Source organism: Winkia neuii subsp. neuii DSM 8576, from assembly GCF_000420405.1.
Lineage (GTDB): Bacteria > Actinomycetota > Actinomycetes > Actinomycetales > Actinomycetaceae > Winkia > Winkia neuii.
Map to the genome: position 1 here is coordinate 137,001 of NZ_ATUW01000001.1, position 14,955 is coordinate 151,955.

Here is a 14,955-nt window from a genome sequence, read left to right on the forward strand (position 1 = left end):
CATTTTCTTTAAATGACACTTATCCTGTAGTTATGGCTTTGGAAGAAAATAACGTGATCATGGCAGACGCGGACGCCCGCGCCGACGTCATAGATAACCCAAAAATCAAAAAACCCCATAAATCCGCAGTGGGTATCGAAGGCGCTACCCGCGGCATGTACTTTGGCGTACGCGAATTTGGGCTCCTGAACCTGATCGATTTGAACAGGCACAACGGGGTCAAATGCCCAGGCTGCGCCTGGCCCAACCCCTCCGCAGGCAAGGGCGGCATAGTAGACTTTTGCGAAAATGGCGCAAAGGCTGTTGCCGAAGAATCTACCGCCCGCCGTTGCACCCCCGACTTCTTCGCCGAACACCCCTTCGCCTCGTTGCGCGAGCGCACCGACTACGAGCTCAGCCACGAGGGCCGGCTCACCCACCCGGTTATCAAGCGCGAGGGCGACGATTCTTACCGGCCCATCACCTGGGTTGAAGCATTCGACGCCATTGCCGACCAGTTGAAGAAGATCGAGCCCAACGAAGCTGCCTTCTACACTTCCGGGCGCACGTGCAACGAGACCGCATACATGTTCCAGCTGCTGGCCAAGCGGCTCGGCACAAACAACCTGCCCGACTGTTCAAACATGTGCCACGAAGCCTCCGGCAAGGCACTAATCCCCACTCTTGGGCTCGGCAAAGGGTCGGTAACTCTTGAAGACTTCGCCCACGCCGACCTGGTCATAACCTTGGGGCAGAACCCGGGCACCAACCACCCCCGCCAGCTGGGCTCCTTCGCAGCCTGCAAAGAAAATGGCGGCAAGATAGTGGTAATCAACCCGCTTCCCGAGGCGGGATTGAGGAAATTCCGCGACCCGCAGACCATAAACGGCATGATTGGCACCGGCACCCCAATCGCCGACGAATTCTACCAAATCCGCCTTGATGGCGACCTGGCTTTCTTCCAAGCCGTGAACCAGGAACTCATCAAGCGCGACGCCCTCGACCACGACTTCTTGGACAAGTACACCACCGGCCAAGAAGAAGTAATTGAACACCTAAAACAGGTTGATCCTGAAGCCGTTCGCAAAGCCACCGGGCTACCCGACGAATCCATCCAGCGCGTAGCCGACCTGGTCGAAAAAGCCAACGGTGTGATCGTGTGCTGGGCGCTGGGAGCCACCCAACACAAGAACTCCGTAGAGACCCTGCAAGAAATCGTGAACATGCTGCTGCTCACCGGCAACATCGGTAAGCCCGGGGCCGGCACCTGCCCCGTGCGCGGGCACTCCAACGTGCAGGGCGACCGCACCATGGGCGTCTGGGAGGAGCCGCCCGAAAGCTTCTGCGCCGCCCTCGAAAAAGAATTCCACTTCCCAATCCCCCGCGAACACGGCTGGAACGTGGTGGAAACCTGCAAGGCCATTCGCGACGGCCGCTGCAAGTTCTTCATGCAGATGGGCGGCAACTTCTTGCGGGCAGCCTCCGACACAGCAATTTTGGAGCGAACCTTCCCGGAACTGGAAATGACAGTGCACGTGTCCACCAAACTGAACCGGTCGCACATATACCCGGGCAAGACCTCAATCATTTTGCCTACCCTTACCCGCTCGGACGCCTTCTACTACGGCGACGAGCAGCAGGCAGTTACTACCGAGGATTCCATGGGCTACGTAACCGCCTCCTACGGCAAACGCCGCGCCCTGGACCACCTGCTGTCCGAAACCTACATTCTAGGCGAAATCGGCCATCGCATAGGCGGCGAGAATTGTTGGCGGCAAATGGGCCGTTCCACCAAGGAAATTAGGCGCCGCATCGAAAACACGATCCCCGGCTTTGAAAACTTTGAAGAGCGCCTAACCGAACCCAACGGGCTCATCCTGCCCAACGGCCCGCGCGAACGCAACTTCACCACCAAGGACGGCAAAGCCCACCTGACCATCAACAACATCGAGCCGCTGGAGTGCCCGCCCGGGCACCTGCTACTGCAGACCTTGCGTTCGCACGACCAATACAACACCACTATTTACGCCCTCTCCGACCGCTACCGCGGAATCAAGAAGGGCCGCCGCGTAGTGTTGGTCAACAAGGACGACATCGAGGAACTGGGGTTCAAACCCGGCGACGTGGTGGACCTGTACTCGGATTGGGACGGCACCACCCGTTGCGCCCCCAACTTCCGCCTGGTCCCCTACAAGACACCTCGCCAGTGTGCAGCCGCCTACATGCCGGAAGCGAACGTGCTCATCGCCCTCGACAACGAATGCAAGGTGTCGCAGACACCCGTTATGAAGTCGATCTTGATCTACATGAAACCCGCTAAATCCACTGGCAAAGGCGGCGAAAAAGAATAGTGGGCAAAGGGACTGCGCGCACGCGGCTAGTGCGCGTAGAAGGCTCGGATGACTTCAGGACCGAGGACATCCTGGCCGTCGAAGAACCGCTAGAAATCCGCATCGGGGGCAAGCCGTTCACCACTACTATGCGGACCCCCGGCGCGGATTACGAGCTCATCCACGGTTTCCTTCATTCCGAGGGCGTGATTCGCACCCGAACCGATGTGGCATCAATTCGTTCGTGTGATTCTACCCGCCCTCGCCCAAGCGGCCCAGTGGGGATGATGGGACTTGCGGGCGATCCGCAAAACCGCGAGCGCTTCCTGCTCGATTCGATAGGTGGGGTGGGCGACCACTCTGAGGCTTCGTACAACGTGATGAATGTGGGGCTTGCCCCCGGAGTGTCGGTCCCTAAGGGGGCGGGCCGCCTAGGTCTTACCTCTTCTGCCTGCGGCATTTGTGGCACCTCCACAATTGAGCGGGTCCTAGACAAGGGAAGCTACCAGGTGGAGCCTATAAAGCTAGACCCTAACGTGGTGGTGTCCCTGCCGGAGCGGCTTTCTAGCAATCAGCCCGTGTTCAAAGCTACCGGGGCTACCCACGGAGCGGGGTTGTTTACCCAAAGTGGCGAACTGCTGTGTGTGCGCGAGGACGTAGGCCGCCACAATGCCGCCGACAAGGTTATTGGGTGGGCGTTGCAGCAGGGCCTGCTTCCTGGGCGCAACCTGATTTTAGCTATGTCTTCGAGGGCTTCCTTTGAGCTAGTGCAAAAAGCCCTGATGGCTGGCATTCCTGCGGTGGTTGCGGTCTCGTCTGCGACCTCGTTGGCCGCCGACCTGGCCCATGAGGCCGGTATTGCGTTGGCGGGGTTTGTGCGTGGGGCAAAGTTTAACCTGTATGCCGGCCAGCTTCTTCCCGCCGCACTTGCAACCCGTTAGAGCTGGTTTTCGGGCTGCCTGCCTTCGAGTACTGCCAGAATGTTGCGGGCCGTTAGCGCGCTCATCTTTTCGCGCGTAGGCCGGGTGGCGGACCCAATGTGCGGTAGCAGCACCACGTTTTCCATGCGCATAAGTTCGGGGCTAATTGCAGGTTCGTCCTCGTACACGTCTAGGCCGGCGCCCGCAATCTGGCCTTTTTGCAGGGCGGACGCCAGAGCTTTTTCGTCTACACAGGCTCCGCGAGCGGTGTTCACTAAATAGGCGGACTCTTTCATGGAGTTCAGCGCATCCGCGTCTATTAGGTGGCGGGTTTCGTTGGTGAGCGGGCAGTGCAAAGACACCACATCTGAAGAAGCAATCAGCTCATCATTGCTTACCCGGCGTACTTTCCCGCCAATCCGGGAAGTGTCCTTGTCTGAATGCGCGCTGTACAAAATGTTCATGCCGAAGGCCGCCCCGCGCCGGGCCATGGCCTCGCCAATTTGGCCTAGCCCCACAATGCCCAAGGTGGCCCCCTGCAAGCCCATGCCGAGCATGAACGTGTGGTCGTAGCGCCAGGCCTTACCCGCGCGAACTAGCCGTTCGGCCTCGCCGGTGCGGCGGGTTACCTGCAACAACAACGCGAATGCCAGATCGGCTGTGGCCTCGTGCAACACCCCTGGAGTGGTAGTGACGGCAATATTTGCCTGGCGGGCGGCCTGTAGATCGATGTTGTTGAACCCTGCCGCGCACTGGCCGATTACCTTTAGCTGCGGGCCTGCCTGCTGGATCATTTGCGCGTCTAACGGGTCTGAAAGGGAAGACAGCAGCGCGTCGGCCCCCTGAATATTTTGGGCGAGTTCCTCCCGGTCCATGAAATGGTCGCCGCCCACTACCTGGTGTTCACTAAGCAGGTCGAGGGCAGCGGGAAGTTGGGGTGCGGTAACTACGATTTTTGCCATGTAACTAACGTACCGCCACTTGCCTGCCCAGGCATTCGTTTTAGCGGGCATACAGTTTGGCGGCGTTCGCACCCAAATTGGCCCGCACCTGCTCTGAGCCGAAATCCGTGTCCTCTACGTATGTGAAGGCACGCGTGTACTTGTCGCCCTGAAAGTAGGGGTAGTCCGAGCCCGCCAACAGTTTGCGTGGGTCGTATACTTGGGCTGCCAATTCCAGCGAGGGCGGGCGCCGGGGACAGAGCCCCACCAGGCGGCAGGCCACGTCAAACAAAAAAAGGGGGCGGAGCCCGCGCCCCGCCCCCAGGTGCGTGCTACAGCGAACGCATCACCTCGCGCGCTCCCTTTTCTCGCAGGTCTTTCAGGGCCTGCACAAACTCGTTCTTGAACTGTTCATTCTGGGCCAGTTCGCCGAAGACAAACTGATCTTCAATAAAGGCAGCCTCCTCGCCCTCGGCCTGCCTCTTAGCGGAGGCCGCAAGCTCCTTGCCGTGCTGATCGTCGATCACGATCTGGCTGCCGTCCTCGGCCTTACCTTCGCAGCCCAGCGCCCAAGCCGCACACATGGCCGCACCAATCTTAATCTGGCCGCCGTTCTTCAAATTCTCGCGAACCGACGGCAACACGAACTTAGGCATGCGATCGGAAGCATCCTGGGCGAGGCGCGCAAGCGTGTCGGCAATGGCCTCGTTGGCGAAGCGCTCAAATAGTTCGTCGATGTAGGCGTTTAGATCAATTCCCGGAACTGGGCGCAGCGTAGGACGCGCCTCCTGTTCCAAATAGCGGCGGGTAACACCGGCAATATCCTCATCTACAGCAGATTCGTGGCCAAACTCCAACCCAAGTAGCCGCCCCCAATGTGCCAACGACTGGTGGGCAGCATTCAGCAACCGCAACTTCATGAGCTCGTACGGGACTACGTCCTCCACAAGCTGGGCCCCAGCCTCTTCGTAGGCGGGCCGCCCAAGCGGGAACTTGTCCTCGAGTACCCACTGCACAAACGGCTCAGCCACCACCGGCCAGGCGTCGTCCAAGCCCAATTCGTCCTTAACCATCTGCCGGTCAGCATCTGTGGTAACAGGGGTAATGCGGTCAACCATGCAATTCGGGAAAGACACGTTCTGGTCAATCCACTCGGCAAATTCAGGATCCGAAAGGCGGGCCTGCTCCACCACGGCGGTGCGCGCAATATTGCCGTTGCCCGGCAGGTTGTCGCAAGACATCACCGTAAACGGGTCGAGGCCGGCCTCCTTGCGGCGGCGCAGCGCGGCCACAATAAAACCAAACGTGGTCTGGGGGGCCTCCGGGTGAGCTGCGTCGTGCACTGCTCCTTCCGAATCCGTGCGGAAATTGCCCGTTTCGTCGTCAATGTTGTAGCCGCCCTCGGTAACCGTGAGCGAAACGATCTTAGTGTCGGCGCTAGCCAGGCGGTCCAACACGGCGGCAGGATCCTCGGGGGCGAACAGGTAGTCGATGATCGAACCGATAACAGCAGTATCCTTACTGCCATCCGGGTTCTTGAGCACCAGCGTGTACAGGTAATCCTGGCCAGCCAGGGCATCGCGCATCTTCTTGTCGCCAGGCATTACCCCAACCCCACAAATGGCCCAATCCTTAGCCTTACCTTCGCGCAGCAACCGATCCAAGAACATTGCCTGGTGCGAGCGGTGGAAGTTGCCCACCCCAAAGTGCACAATGCCAGCAGTAAGGTTGCTGCGATCGTATTTAGGTGCCAAAGGCGAATCAGCCAGTTTCATTTTTGCTCCTTTGCTCAATGCTACTTACTTAGGACTGTTTCGGAGTTTTCTGAATTGTTTAGCCGGGACACTTCGCCTTCCGGAAGCTTCAGTCCCAGCAAAATAACGAACGATACTACGTATAGGCCGGCGAGGGCGTAGGCCACGGCCCCGTAGCCCGCACTGTCTACCAGCAGGGTTACCACAGCCGGACCGACGAAGGCTCCCAGCCCGGCCCCCAGGTTTAATATTGCCAAAGATGAGGCCTTTTCGGATCCAGCGTGCGCCATGATCAGCGGCGTGGTGGGCACGTGAGCAGACAGGCCGATGCCGATGGCCGCCATTCCCAAAGCGATCAGCCAAAAGTTCGGGCCGGCAAGGTTTGGGATCAAATACAGGTATACGAGCGAAGCAGCCGACAACGGGGTAGCAATCCACTGCAGGGTGCGGTGCCAGCCCAACTTGTCGCCTACGATCCCCCACAGCACATCGCCGGCAATAGCAACTACCCCAAAAATTGTAAATTCCAAGATCGCCTTGCCAGGGGCCATGTGGTGCACCCGCTGCACGTACACCAAATAGAAGGCCTGCATGCCGTACTGTCCGGCAAGATTGATGATCTTGACGATCCCCATGGCCCCCACCTTCGGGCGCCGCCAGGTGATCGAGAGTCCCGAAAAGAGCGAGTCAACTACAGAAATGTGCTTGCTCGCCCTCGCCGACGGTTGACTGCGCAAGAAGTACATGGTGACCCAACCACCTAAGGCGGCCAGCGCCAATCCAATCCACAACGTGGCGATCCCACCCAGGGACGGTACGAACAGCGAAGAAAGATAGGACCCGATCGTCTGCATACCCAACGAAAACGCGAACCAAAACCACCCGGAGGCTGACGACTGGCGCTCGGGGACTGTCACGATCATCATCCAGGTTAAAAACCCGTAGGCTAGCATCGGGTAGCCGAAGCCACGCAGGCCGTAAATGAGCACCAATAGGGGCAACGACTTAGACGGGATTGCCACCGTGATGAACAAGAAGTCGAACAGCAAAAACGAGACGAGTCCGACCAGCATCACCTTTCGCGGACTGATCGCATCACACAGCGCCCCCGACAGGAAGGCCGCCACCGCCACCACCACGCCGTAACTGGTGTAAACCAGCGAGGCCTGGCTGACTGTAAAACCTAGTTCGCTGTGAAAAAAGTCGGTGATCCAAACGGCTTCAATGCCGTCCCCAATCACAAAGAGGACGACGCCGAGGATCCCCAAAGTCATGGCGGTGGGGAAATGTATTCGTTGTGCAAACGTTAGCGATTTTGTTGCGGACATCGTTGTCTTTCGATCCAAAACTTAAGCGGTCGCCGGTAACGCTAGTAGTGGGGAAGGATTTAAGTCCCGACTATTTAAACGCAAGCGTTTGTCATTTTGTGATCGTTTCTATTAGAAGAGGTCGGGCTGGTGCGCGTCATTTTTCATATTTGGCGGATATTTCCCCGCCAAGAGCGGAGTGCGGGAGTTACAGCACCCCACCCTATTGATCGTTTTCATAGCGTTATGTGATCGGTAAGTGCTCGCCCTCGGCGGCTACCTGCAGCGGTCTGCTCTCAGCGCCCGCAGCGGCCCCTCGCCTACTTTCAGGTGGCAACCTCGAAATAGCTAAACCCGCACTACGGGCGCACCCGGCACACGCCCGGCATCCACCGGCCGCAATTGCCTACCCGTAATCACTACCTCCACGTCCGAAGTGTTACCGAACGTAGCGAACAGGCTGTGGCCGAACTTGGAATGGTCGGCAACCAAAATAGCTCGCTTTGCAGCCGTGAGTGCCGCCCTCTTCACAGAGGCCACAGCCGGATCGGGCGTGGACAAATTTCCCCTGCGGCTAATCCCATTAGTGCCAATAAAAGCCAGATCGAATGTCATTTGCCCGATCGTCTGCAATGCCCAATGGTCTACCACCCCACCCGTGATTGAGCGCACCCGCCCTCCGGCAATAATCGCGGTGACCCCGGGCAACAACGCTACCTTTTGGGCCGTATCCAGCGAAGTGGTAACGATCGTCAGATCGCGTGTTTGCAAAAACTGGGGAATTAGTGAGGGCAAAAATCCCTCGTCGATGAAAAGCACCTGAGGCTGGCCGGCACGAGCAGCCGCCTCCTTTGCGATCGCCGTTTTTTCGGCAACAAAACTCTCTTGACGATCGGCCCAAGCACGTTCAAAACTGCCCGTTTCGACCGCCCGGGCAGTGCCGTAAGAACGGGAGACCTGGCCCCTTTCTTCAAGCAGACGTAAATCCCGGCGCACAGTTTGCGGCGACACCCCAAAACGGTCGACTAGGTCGGCAACCGCCTTAGCGCCCTCATGCTGCAACAACTTCAGCATTTGTGTCCGCCGCTCTGCAGGCACCTGTTGATTGCGCGCAATAGAACCCATGCCCCAAAACTACCCCGACACCCGTGAACGCGATACTTTTGAGGAAAAGCGCCGGGAGCTTACGGGAAGCACTCGAGGGCAAATTTTAGGATAAAGCAGTAAAAGCGCACGGCAAGCACAGGGGGAACAATGGCAAATATTCCGTGGGGGATGGTCCGCAAGGCTACCCGCCTACTACTACGGGCTCTGAACAAAGGCGGCAGTCAGGGTAAAAGCGGGGGCGCAAACGGCGGGTCTACGCAAGGCGCGCCCTCGGGAGCAAAGGCCCGCTACCTGCGTAAAGGGGCGCCACTTCCTAAATTTGACTATGCTCCCGCCCGCGACGGGGATGCCGATCCGGGCGAGGTCGTGTGGACGTGGGTTCCCTACGAAGAGGATGCCTCCCGTGGCAAGGACCGGCCGGTGCTGGTGCTGGCGTATTCGGGCGCGGAGGTAATCTGCGCGCAGCTGACCAGCAAAGATCACGATCGCGACGCCGCCCAGGAGGCCAGGTGGGGCCGCTACTGGATGGACATTGGCACCGGCAATTGGGATTCTAAGCGCCGCCCGTCCGAGGTGCGCTTAGACCGGCTACTCTCCGTGCCGCAGGATGCTGTTCGGCGCGAGGGCGGACGCCTAAACAAACATACCTACAACCAAGTTGTAGCCCAGATTCAGAAAATCCAAGGATAGCGCGCCCGCATGCGCAAGACGCGACGAGCGCCCTGCAGCCCTAGGTCGGAAAGTAGGGGCGCCCTCGCGCCTGCGCTTTAAAAGCCACGTTCGCACCGGGAGCACACACCGCCATTATGAACCTATGGTCTGCACACTATTTCGTGGCACTGATTTCAGTGAAAATTAATCTAACTTCTTTTCTTTGCCGGCCGCTTCGGGGGTATTAGTATTATTAGCGTCGGCCTGTTTGAGCCGCTGATCCCTCTTGTTGTAGTAAGAGACCGTGTGCACCCAAACCGCGAGGGCAACAAGGTCAATTGCAAGTGCCCAAAATCCAATAATTCCGTGTGCTGCGTATGCAAAGGTAATCGCCGCTAGGCAAAGGCAATTTGCTTTTGCCTGGGGCGTTAGCTTTCGATATCGCACTAGTAGGTAGCCGAGTGAACCAACCCCAACCGAACCGCCCACGATAAGCTCTGCGAGCATTACTCTATTCATAATTCACTTACCTTGTACAAGTCGTATACAGCCTCCGAAACCTAATAACTCCCAGATAGCATCAGCTAAGAACGGCCAGGCGGTTTTAGCGAGAACCTTTTCTTGAAGTTGCCTGCTCCTTTCCACGACTGAGGTACTTATGGGAACGGGCAAACCACCAAAAGATCATTACGCCTACCGAACCAACTACCACGAGTACCGGATGTCTCCATTTCAGCGGATGGATCACTGCCAGCACCATGAGACACAAACAGTTAAACCTACTTGCCCTTGTAAGCTTCCTACCCATTACGAGCATGTAAACAAGGCAGCAGACCGTTACACCAGCACATAGCCATATAGTAATTAGGTACACCCTACCCATCATGAATCATCCTGGCGCTTTTCTTTGCTGGTCGCATCAGATGCGTCAGCTTTAGCTCGCATCTGCCCATCTTCTTTTTTTCTTAGATAAATCTGGGAACCTAACCAGACTATAATAATAGCTACGTATATCAGCCCCGCCTTGATACCAACATAACCCCGTATCATAACAGCGAAACCAAGCGCTATCAGGCATATACAGCTCATTCTATCCCGCGGGCCTAATTTTCGATATCGCCTCACCGTGTAGTAAAGCGCCCCAATTCCGATTGTTCCGCCCACTATTAAATAAAAAAGTAATTCACGATTCATATTCATTTACCTGTTACGAGCTGCTTGCATCCTCCAAACCCCAATAAATCCCATATCCAATCGGCGACAATAGGCCAGGCAGCACTGATCAACGCTTTGTCTTTAGAGTTCAAGGTTACTGAGGGTAAATGCTTGCGTACACTTTGCACTACTTTGCTCCGCAGGACTTGCACAGCTTTTTTCGCGATTGCCTTTACTGCTTTCTCCATTCCACCGATCTTGTCGATAGCCGCAGCTATCTTCTTGGTTTTCCTGAGTTTGTTCAAAAACGATACGAGTTTAGGAACTCTACTGGCTACAGCAGCCCCACCAGTAGCTACTAGAGGCGCAATGTCAACGGCGCACTTTGCCGCCGTCGCAGCCCACCACCCAGCATCTGGATCCAGCGTTAGAGGGTACTTTGCATTCTTTGTATCAACAATCTGCGCCGACATATCCGAGCTAATTACTTCACCTCTTCTTGCTCCATTGCGTAAGGCACGATACCCGTTCAGACAATGCTTCGCATCCTCAGGAAACAAGTTTTCCCGCATCATTACAGTGTTTTAATGCGCGAGTGGGACGGCCCAGTGCCATTTGCAAGAGCTTGGGAAGGTAGTGTGCGCTCTGGGCGCGGACGGGCATTTGCGCGAAGCGCAAGGGCGGGAGCGCACGCTACCTTCCCAAGCGCGCATTGGACAGGCGCTTGCGTGAAAGCGTGAGAGCGGGAGCGCACACCACTATCCCAAGTACGGACAGGCGCTTGCGCGAAGGTGTGCCGCTTCGTGGGGAAAATGAAATCCTCGAGTTTAGCTACTAAACGTGAGCGCGGTCTCTATTCTTGGGACTAAACACCTAAGAAATTCGCTCAGTCTCTATATAGCGACATTCGATCCCATATCTGACACCGCAGAGCGGCATATCCCGGAAAATCCCCACCATCTCTCCCATAGGTTTTTGCCGTAATCCAGAACCCACGGCGCGATCAACGCAGATTGGAGATTACGGTGTCATACCAATTAAATTCCGAGCAGGAACTACTACGCGACTTCGTGCGCGACTTCGCTAAAACCAAGCTTGAGCCCCTTGCCGCCAAAGCAGACGAGAAGGGTGAGTTTGACCAGGCCTCCTACGACGCACTTCTGGAAGCAGGCTTCGCTGCCCCAGGTATTCCCGAAGAATATGGTGGGGACGGAATCGACTCGGTGTCTATGGCTATCGTCATGGAAGAAATCGCCCGCGTCAACGCCTCGGCTTCGACCATTCTGAGCTCCAACAAGTTGGGCATGATTCCGCTAATGCTGTACGGCACGGAAGAGCAGCGCAAGACCTACCTTCCCCCTGTTGCTGCGGGTGAAGCAATGTTCGGCTACGCGCTCAGCGAGTGGAATGCCGGTTCTGATCCGGGTGCTATGACCTGCATGGCTAAAGAGGACGGCGACGATTACGTAATTAACGGCACTAAAGCCTGGGTTACCTCGGCGGGTATCGCTAAGTACATTGTGCTGTTTGCGGTCACTGATCCTGACGACAAGCGTCACCGCATTACCGCGTTCATGTTGCATGCTGACGACGAGGGAATTTCCCTGGGTGCGCCCGAACACAAGATGGGTATTCGCGGGTCTGTAACCCGTGAAATGGTGCTGAAAGATGTGCGCATCCCCGCTTCCCGCATGTTGGGTAAGCGCGGGCATGGCCTATCTTTGGCGTTGGGCACTTTGGATCACACTCGCATTTCGATTGCCGCCCAGTCGGTTGGCATTGCCCAGGGCGCAATCGATCAGGCCGCAGAGTATGTTACTAAGCGCGAACAGTTTGGCGCTCCCCTAGCTAAGTTGCAGGGCATCCAGTTCATGTTGGCTGACATGGCTATGAAGACGGAGGCTGCCCGCCAGCTCACTTACGCCGCCGCGGATCGTTCTGGCACTAAGGCTGAGGACCTTACTTTCTTTGGGGCAAGCGCAAAGTGTTTCGCCTCCGACACGGCTATGGCGGTAACCACCGATGCCGTCCAGCTGCTTGGCGGCCTCGGCTACTCGAAGGAATCCCCAGTGGAGCGCATGATGCGCGACGCGAAAGTCACCCAGATTTACGAGGGCACTAACCAGATCCAGCGCATCGTGATTGCCCGTCAATTGCTGAAGAACTACTAAATTTTCAGGACCAACCATGGCTACAAAAGAAGGCTCTTCCACGAGTAAAAAGTCTGAGGGTTCAAACTTAGAATCGCGGACTATCGAACCCGTGCCGCGTTCAGAGCGGCATGGCAAAGCCTCCAGCCAATTCACCCTGTGGCTCGGGGCGAACTTACAGATCACCGCTATTGTCAACGGCACTTTGGGGGTGCTTGTTGGTGCCGACCCAATTTGGGCGATCATTGGCATGTTAATTGGCAACGTGCTTGCCGGTGCCGTAACCGCCCTCCACTCGGCGCAAGGACCCAAGTTGGGCTTGCCGCAGATGATTTCCTCCCGCGCCCAATTTGGCGTGTACGGGGCGATTTTGCCGCTGGTTTTAACAGTGCTCATGTACATTGGCTTCGCTGGTACCGGCACAGTCCTATCCGGGCAGGCTATAAACCGCATGTTCGGCATGGGAATTGAACGGCCCACGTTCGGCATCATCATTTTCGGTGTTATCACCGCGATCATTGCCGTGCTCGGTTACAAGTACATTCACAAGCTGGGGAACCTGGCCTCCTGGGCGGGCCTGATCATGCTCGCCTACCTGGGGATTCGCATGTTCACCAAGTACGACGTGTTCGCTGCCTTCCACGGCAACCATTTCCACTTCGTATCTTTCCTCTTGTGTATCGCCCTCGGCGCAGGCTGGCAGCTGACTTTCGGCCCTTACGTGGCTGACTACTCGCGCTACCTGCCGTTCGAGACGTCCTCGTCCTCGGTATTCTGGTGGACTTTAGGCGGGCTCGTGTGCGGCGCCCAGATTTCGATGATCTTCGGCGTGCTTCTCGCCTCCCTTCCCACCGCAGAGGGCCAGGGCTTCATCACCAACCAGGTGGGCTTCTTGGGCACCTTGGGTGGCGGCGGCTTCATCGCGATCATCATCTACCTGGTGATAACGATCGGGAAGTTGACCGTGAACACGCTGAACGCCTACGGCGGCTGCATGACGATCATGACCACCATGTCCTCGTTCAGCTCTGACAAGCAAAAGGGATTCAACCAGAAGGTGCGCACCGGCATCATCGTCGCATTTATCGCCGCCTCGGTAATCTTCGCCCTGGTAGCATCCGCGGACTTCTTGGCCTCCTTCAAGTCGTTCATCCTGACCTTGCTGATGGCCTTCACCCCGTGGACTGCGATCAACCTGATCGACTACTACCTGATCTCGAAGGAACGCGTCGACATTCCCGCCCTCTACGACCCGAATGGGCGCTACGGCAAATACAACGTGCCTGCCCTTACCGCCTACATCGTTGGCATCTTGGCGCAGATCCCGTTCCTCAACTCCGATTTCTTCACCGGCCCACTAACGAAGGTGCTGGGCGGAGCTGACATTTCGTGGATTGTTGGCTTGATAGTGCCGGCGATCATCTACTGGGCGTGGGGCCGCAAGGCCGTCAGCGTGCCTGAGCACACCGTTTACTTTTACGACGACGAAAAGGAACCAGTGAAATGAGTGAAACTAAGGGCGTCTTAGACGGCGTCAAAGTGTTAGACCTATCCCGCGTATTGGCCGGCCCCTACTGCGCAGCCCAACTGGCTGACCTTGGTGCAGACGTGGTCAAGATTGAGTCTCCCCGCGGCGACGATGCGCGCGGGCTGGGCCCATTCAAGGACAAGGAGTCCGTCTATTTCGCGATTTTGAACCGCAACAAGCGTTCGGTGACCATGAATTTGAAGGACGAGGCCGACAAGGCGGCCTTCATGGATCTGGTGCGCGAAGCAGACGTGCTGATTGAAAACTACAGGCCGGGGGTAACCTCCCGCCTGGGCATAGACTGGGACACTTTAAAAGAGGTAAACCCCAAGCTGATTTACGCTTCTTTGTCCGGGTTCGGCCAGGATGGTCCGTTCGCTAAGCGCCCCGCCTACGACCTGATTGTGCAGGCCATGACCGGCATCATGGATGCTACAGGGCAGGAGGGCGGAGCACCCACCCGCGTCGGCGAGTCCCTTGGCGACGTAGTTGCCGGCATGTTCATGGGTTGGTCAGTTTGCGCGGCCCTGTTCGACCGCACGCGCACCGACCAGGGCAAACACATTGACGTTTCCATGTTTGATTCGATGCTTGCCCTGCAGGTGACTGCCGCTTCCATGCAGGCTGCCACCGGCAAACTGCCCGGACGCATTGGCAACCGCCACCCGGTATCCGTCCCCTTCGACACCTACCCCACTAAGGACGGCATGGTTGCTATCGCGGTCGCCAACGACACCCTGTGGGGGCGTCTGGCCAAGGTTATGGGCCACGAAGAACTAGCCGAAAACCCCGACTATTTGGGGGACCAGAACCGTTCGGACAAGCTCGAGGAGCTGACCGAACTTGTTTCGGACTGGACCAAGTCGCTGACCACGGAAGAAGCTTTGCAGGCCACCGAAAAGGGCGGCATTCCTGCAGCCCCGATCTGGAATTTGACCCAGGCGCTAGATTCCGAACAGGTGCGCTATCGCAACACCCTTGGCACGTTCGACCACCCGATTATCGGTTCCACCCAATACGTGCGCTACCCGGTGCGTTTCGAAACGGAAGAACCGGACACAGAATTCACCACCGCCCCCAGCCCCGCCCTCGGCGAATCGAGTGCCGAAGACGTGTTGAAGAGCTGGAAGTAG

Annotated in this window: 14 protein-coding genes; 6 read left to right on the forward strand and 8 right to left on the reverse strand. The window is 57.2% G+C overall.

From position 1 onward, the window contains the following. The first annotated feature begins 32 nt into the window (after positions 1 to 32). Both G437_RS0100630 and fdhD read left to right on the forward strand, forming a co-directional pair. Complete coding sequence (locus tag G437_RS0100630) at positions 33 to 2,330, forward strand: FdhF/YdeP family oxidoreductase (protein WP_024330669.1); 2,298 nt, start codon at positions 33 to 35, stop codon at positions 2,328 to 2,330. Beyond that, positions 2,330 to 3,250 carry a formate dehydrogenase accessory sulfurtransferase FdhD gene (gene fdhD / locus G437_RS0100635; RefSeq protein WP_024330670.1) on the forward strand — a complete coding sequence of 307 codons (921 nt, stop codon included), beginning with the start codon at positions 2,330 to 2,332 and terminating at the stop codon, positions 3,248 to 3,250. Before G437_RS0100630 ends, fdhD begins: the two co-directional genes overlap by 1 nt. On the opposite strand, the gene G437_RS0100640 is transcribed toward fdhD, so the two are convergent. The 5 genes from G437_RS0100640 to G437_RS0100660 form a co-directional block, all read right to left on the reverse strand. Continuing rightward, a complete protein-coding gene (locus G437_RS0100640) occupies positions 3,247 to 4,191 on the reverse strand; it encodes a 2-hydroxyacid dehydrogenase (protein WP_024330671.1) in 945 nt (314 codons plus the stop codon). The genes fdhD and G437_RS0100640 overlap by 4 nt on opposite strands. A gap of 40 nt (positions 4,192 to 4,231) precedes the next feature. Then, positions 4,232 to 4,453, reverse strand: a complete 222-nt coding sequence (locus G437_RS11545; protein WP_316145005.1) for an amidohydrolase family protein — start codon at positions 4,451 to 4,453, stop codon at positions 4,232 to 4,234. 49 nt (positions 4,454 to 4,502) lie between these two features. Beyond that, on the reverse strand, positions 4,503 to 5,945 hold the full coding sequence (locus G437_RS0100650; RefSeq protein WP_024330673.1) for a mannitol dehydrogenase family protein: 1,443 nt from the start codon (positions 5,943 to 5,945) through the stop codon (positions 4,503 to 4,505). A 20-nt stretch (positions 5,946 to 5,965) separates the two neighbouring features. Then, positions 5,966 to 7,252, reverse strand: coding sequence for an RbtT/DalT/CsbX family MFS transporter (locus tag G437_RS0100655; RefSeq protein WP_024330674.1), 1,287 nt, complete (start codon positions 7,250 to 7,252; stop codon positions 5,966 to 5,968). A 327-nt stretch (positions 7,253 to 7,579) separates the two neighbouring features. After that, positions 7,580 to 8,356, reverse strand: a complete 777-nt coding sequence (locus G437_RS0100660) for a DeoR/GlpR family DNA-binding transcription regulator (RefSeq protein ID WP_024330675.1) — start codon at positions 8,354 to 8,356, stop codon at positions 7,580 to 7,582. A gap of 129 nt (positions 8,357 to 8,485) precedes the next feature. Between G437_RS0100660 and G437_RS0100665 the strand changes: the two genes are divergently transcribed. Then, on the forward strand, positions 8,486 to 9,028 hold the full coding sequence (locus tag G437_RS0100665) for a type II toxin-antitoxin system PemK/MazF family toxin (protein ID WP_024330676.1): 543 nt from the start codon (positions 8,486 to 8,488) through the stop codon (positions 9,026 to 9,028). 165 nt (positions 9,029 to 9,193) lie between these two features. Here the strand turns inward: G437_RS0100665 and G437_RS0100670 are convergent, their stop codons facing one another. The 3 genes from G437_RS0100670 to G437_RS0100680 all read right to left on the reverse strand — a co-directional run bounded on the left by G437_RS0100670 (position 9,194) and on the right by G437_RS0100680 (position 10,719). After that, positions 9,194 to 9,508 carry a hypothetical protein gene (locus tag G437_RS0100670; protein WP_141739530.1) on the reverse strand — a complete coding sequence of 105 codons (315 nt, stop codon included), beginning with the start codon at positions 9,506 to 9,508 and terminating at the stop codon, positions 9,194 to 9,196. A gap of 363 nt (positions 9,509 to 9,871) precedes the next feature. Then, complete coding sequence (locus G437_RS0100675) at positions 9,872 to 10,183, reverse strand: hypothetical protein (protein WP_034490043.1); 312 nt, start codon at positions 10,181 to 10,183, stop codon at positions 9,872 to 9,874. Between the two features lie 2 nt (positions 10,184 to 10,185). After that, the gene (locus tag G437_RS0100680) at positions 10,186 to 10,719 is read right to left on the reverse strand and encodes a hypothetical protein (protein ID WP_141739531.1); all 534 of its coding nucleotides are present in this window, start codon (positions 10,717 to 10,719) and stop codon (positions 10,186 to 10,188) included. Positions 10,720 to 11,169: 450 nt separating this feature from the next. On the opposite strand from G437_RS0100680, the gene G437_RS0100685 reads away from it, so the two are divergent. From G437_RS0100685 to G437_RS0100695, 3 genes are read left to right on the forward strand one after another with little or no spacing between them, the layout of a single operon-like run. Beyond that, complete coding sequence (locus tag G437_RS0100685) at positions 11,170 to 12,315, forward strand: acyl-CoA dehydrogenase family protein (RefSeq protein ID WP_024330680.1); 1,146 nt, start codon at positions 11,170 to 11,172, stop codon at positions 12,313 to 12,315. A 16-nt stretch (positions 12,316 to 12,331) separates the two neighbouring features. Continuing rightward, the gene (locus tag G437_RS0100690) at positions 12,332 to 13,801 is read left to right on the forward strand and encodes a purine-cytosine permease family protein (protein WP_024330681.1); all 1,470 of its coding nucleotides are present in this window, start codon (positions 12,332 to 12,334) and stop codon (positions 13,799 to 13,801) included. Beyond that, positions 13,798 to 14,955 carry a CaiB/BaiF CoA transferase family protein gene (locus G437_RS0100695; RefSeq protein WP_024330682.1) on the forward strand — a complete coding sequence of 386 codons (1,158 nt, stop codon included), beginning with the start codon at positions 13,798 to 13,800 and terminating at the stop codon, positions 14,953 to 14,955. Before G437_RS0100690 ends, G437_RS0100695 begins: the two co-directional genes overlap by 4 nt.

Bases quoted from the DNA above. Each gene is read 5' to 3' on its own strand.
- G437_RS0100690 (WP_024330681.1), top strand. From the start codon at position 12,332: ATGGCTACAAAAGAAGGCTCTTCCACGAGTAAAAAGTCTGAGGGTTCA.
- G437_RS0100650 (WP_024330673.1), bottom strand. From the start codon at position 5,945: ATGAAACTGGCTGATTCGCCTTTGGCACCTAAATACGATCGCAGCAAC.
- G437_RS0100695 (WP_024330682.1), top strand. From the start codon at position 13,798: ATGAGTGAAACTAAGGGCGTCTTAGACGGCGTCAAAGTGTTAGACCTA.
- G437_RS0100630 (WP_024330669.1), top strand. From the start codon at position 33: ATGGCTTTGGAAGAAAATAACGTGATCATGGCAGACGCGGACGCCCGC.
- G437_RS0100655 (WP_024330674.1), bottom strand. From the start codon at position 7,252: ATGTCCGCAACAAAATCGCTAACGTTTGCACAACGAATACATTTCCCC.
- G437_RS0100660 (WP_024330675.1), bottom strand. From the start codon at position 8,356: ATGGGTTCTATTGCGCGCAATCAACAGGTGCCTGCAGAGCGGCGGACA.
- G437_RS0100640 (WP_024330671.1), bottom strand. From the start codon at position 4,191: ATGGCAAAAATCGTAGTTACCGCACCCCAACTTCCCGCTGCCCTCGAC.
- G437_RS0100680 (WP_141739531.1), bottom strand. From the start codon at position 10,719: ATGATGCGGGAAAACTTGTTTCCTGAGGATGCGAAGCATTGTCTGAAC.
- G437_RS0100665 (WP_024330676.1), top strand. From the start codon at position 8,486: ATGGCAAATATTCCGTGGGGGATGGTCCGCAAGGCTACCCGCCTACTA.
- G437_RS0100670 (WP_141739530.1), bottom strand. From the start codon at position 9,508: ATGAATAGAGTAATGCTCGCAGAGCTTATCGTGGGCGGTTCGGTTGGG.
- G437_RS0100675 (WP_034490043.1), bottom strand. From the start codon at position 10,183: ATGAATCGTGAATTACTTTTTTATTTAATAGTGGGCGGAACAATCGGA.